This window comes from Streptomyces sp. ActVer (assembly GCF_027270795.1).
Classification (GTDB): domain Bacteria; phylum Actinomycetota; class Actinomycetes; order Streptomycetales; family Streptomycetaceae; genus Streptomyces; species Streptomyces umbrinus_A.
In genome coordinates, this window is sequence record NZ_JAPWHT010000771.1 from 1 (window position 1) to 2,559 (window position 2,559).

Sequence of the window (2,559 nt, forward strand, 5' to 3'; positions counted from 1 at the left end):
ACCAGCTCGGCGCGCGGGCCCGCGACCGGATCGGCGACGACCGCCGTGGGGTCGGCCATCGGCTGGGCCGACATGCCGAGCGTGGCGTAGCGGACGATCCCCTGGTCCGCTTCTCCGGCGGTTCCGTCGCTGAAGCGGAGCACCTCGATGCGGTCCGTGCCGAGGAAGGTCACCGCGGCGCGCGCGTCCGGTTCACCCAGCGCGGTACGCAACCGGGCCTCGACCAGAGGAAGAACATCAGCCATGCGCCGAGCATAGAACTCGTCAGTGACGGGCAAAGCGACGGCTTGACACTTCAGTCGGCTGATAGTCTTGGCCGCTGGTCGGGGCAGCACGCAGAAGCGTCGCTCTCGAGTCCCGACCCAAGTCTCGACAGTCTCGACGCATGAGACTCCCCTACGGGGGATGGACCTCCCCTACGGGGGACCGGCCGGAGGAGGTGGGGCTCCATGGATCGAAGTCGACCGTGCAGTACCACCCGCTCTTCCGGCTGCTGAGTCCCTCTCAGCTCCAGAGCTCACGCTCTACTGGCTGCCACCCCTCGCACTCGCGTCCTGGCCTCCGGTGCACAACGGAAGAGCACTTCGTTTTTCCTGATCTGTCTGAATTTTTCTGATCTGTATCAGTAGCGAAGCTGCCACCGCGACGGTGCGGTGCTCCCCGCTTTGTGGACGTGCCAAACATCCGCAGTCAGGACGTCCCCATTCCGGGCAGTCTCAACCGTTGCCGGCGGCTCTCGTTCCGCGAAGGAGCCAGCCATGTCGATGATTCGTGACCTGCGTGCCGCGGTCCGTCCCTCGCTGCGCAAGGACGGCGGCGCGTACGACACCACCCGCGCGGCCGGGGCCAGTTCGGCCGTCGTGGACTGCGCGGTCTACCGCGACGGCGTCCGCCTCCCGTCCGACGACGGCCTCACCCCGCGTGCGGCGATCCGTCAGGCGCGGCGGGACGGCGGGTTCGCCTGGATCGGCCTGCACGAGCCGACCGAGGCCGAATTCGCCGGTGTGGCAGCCGAGTTCGGGCTGCACCCGCTGGCCGTCGAGGACGCCGTCCACGCCCACCAGCGGCCCAAGCTGGAGCGGTACGACGACACACTGTTCGCCGTCTTCAAGACCATCCACTACGTCGAGCACGACGAGCTCACCGCCACCAGCGAGGTCGTCGAGACCGGCGAGGTGATGTGCTTCACCGGACGGGACTTCTTCATCACCGTGCGGCACGGCGGCCAGGGCTCGCTGCGGGCGCTGCGGCACCGGCTGCAGGACGACCCCGAGTTGCTCACCAAGGGCCCCTCGGCCGTACTGCACGCCATCGCCGACCACGTCGTCGACGGGTACGTGGCGGTCGCGGACGCCCTCCAGGACGACGTCGACGAGGTCGAGACCGAGGTGTTCTCGCCCGGGCCCCGGGGCGGGGTGTCGCGCGGTGTCGACTCGGCGCGGATCTACCAGCTCAAGCGTGAGGTGCTTGAGTTCAAGCGCGCGGTGTCGCCGCTGATGCGGCCCATGCAGCTGCTGAGCGAGCGGCCGATGCGGCTGGTCGACCCCGACATCCAGAAGTACTTCCGCGATGTCGCCGACCATCTCGCGCGGGTCCAGGAGCAGGTCGTGGGCTTCGACGAGCTGCTCAACTCGATCCTCCAGGCCAACCTCGCGCAGGCCTCGGTCGCGCAGAACGAGGACATGCGCAAGATCACGTCCTGGGCGGCGATCATCGCCGTGCCGACGATGGTGTGCGGGGTGTACGGCATGAACTTCGACCACATGCCGGAACTGCACTGGAAGTACGGCTACCCGGTGGTCATGGGCATCACCGTGATGCTCTGCCTGGGCATCCACCGCACCCTGAAGCGCAACGGCTGGCTCTGACCTGCCCTGAGGGGCCCGGCACTAGGCTGGCCCCCATGTCGGATCAGCTGCTCGATCAGGCCCTCGTCGAGGAGGCCACCAAGAAGTCCGGGCTCATCTGGGTGCGGGGACTTCCCGTCCAGGGGGACGGGGTCTCCGCCCAGGGGGACGGCGCCTCCTCCCAAGCCCTGTGGCACGTGTGGCACGACGGCGCGGTGTGTCTGGTCGGGGACGGGCCCGGTGAGCAGCCGTTGCCCGGGCTCGTGGACGGGGGCGAGGCCGTCGTCACGGTCCGCAGCAAGGACAAGGGCGGTCGCCTCGTCTCCTGGTCCGCGAAGGTGGTGGAGCTCGCTCCCGGGTCCGAGGAGTGGGACGCGGCCGTCGGCGAGCTGAAGGGCAAGCGGTTGAACGCGCCCGATGGCGAGGCCATGACCGGGCGGTGGGCCCGGGAGTGCCGGGTGGTTCGGCTCGCGCCGACGGGGGCGACTGCGTCGCTGCCGGACGGGTCGTTGGCTGCGGCGCCGTTGCCTACGTCGGCGACTACGCGGCAGGCGATTCCGGCGGGGTTGCCGCGGCTGCTTTTCAAGAAGCGCAAGCGCGGCTGAACGCTCCGCGGGGGCCGTTGTCGTCTGCGGGTGGGTGGGGGCTGGTCGCGCAGTTCCCCGCGCCCCTAAAAAGCGGGGCTCCGCCCCTGGCTTTTTGTCTTCAGGGG

Annotated in this window: 3 protein-coding genes; 2 read left to right on the plus strand and 1 reads right to left on the minus strand. The window is 69.2% G+C overall.

Annotated elements, in window-relative coordinates; translation table 11 throughout:
- Positions 1–245, minus strand: a 245-nt coding sequence (locus O3Q52_RS51835) for a suppressor of fused domain protein (RefSeq protein WP_269655358.1), incomplete at its 3' end; no start/stop codon positions are given.
- A 513-nt stretch (positions 246–758) separates the two neighbouring features.
- Here O3Q52_RS51835 and O3Q52_RS51840 point away from each other — a divergent pair.
- Both O3Q52_RS51840 and O3Q52_RS51845 read left to right on the plus strand, forming a co-directional pair.
- Positions 759–1,868: a magnesium and cobalt transport protein CorA gene (locus O3Q52_RS51840; RefSeq protein ID WP_269655359.1), complete on the plus strand. Its 1,110-nt coding sequence runs from the start codon at positions 759–761 to the stop codon at positions 1,866–1,868.
- A 35-nt stretch (positions 1,869–1,903) separates the two neighbouring features.
- Positions 1,904–2,452 (plus strand): hypothetical protein, encoded by a 549-nt coding sequence (locus O3Q52_RS51845; RefSeq protein WP_269655360.1) that lies wholly within the window; start codon positions 1,904–1,906, stop codon positions 2,450–2,452.
- Positions 2,453–2,559 lie beyond the last annotated feature (107 nt).

Bases quoted from the DNA above. Each gene is read 5' to 3' on its own strand.
- O3Q52_RS51845 (WP_269655360.1), top strand. From the start codon at position 1,904: ATGTCGGATCAGCTGCTCGATCAGGCCCTCGTCGAGGAGGCCACCAAG.
- O3Q52_RS51840 (WP_269655359.1), top strand. From the start codon at position 759: ATGTCGATGATTCGTGACCTGCGTGCCGCGGTCCGTCCCTCGCTGCGC.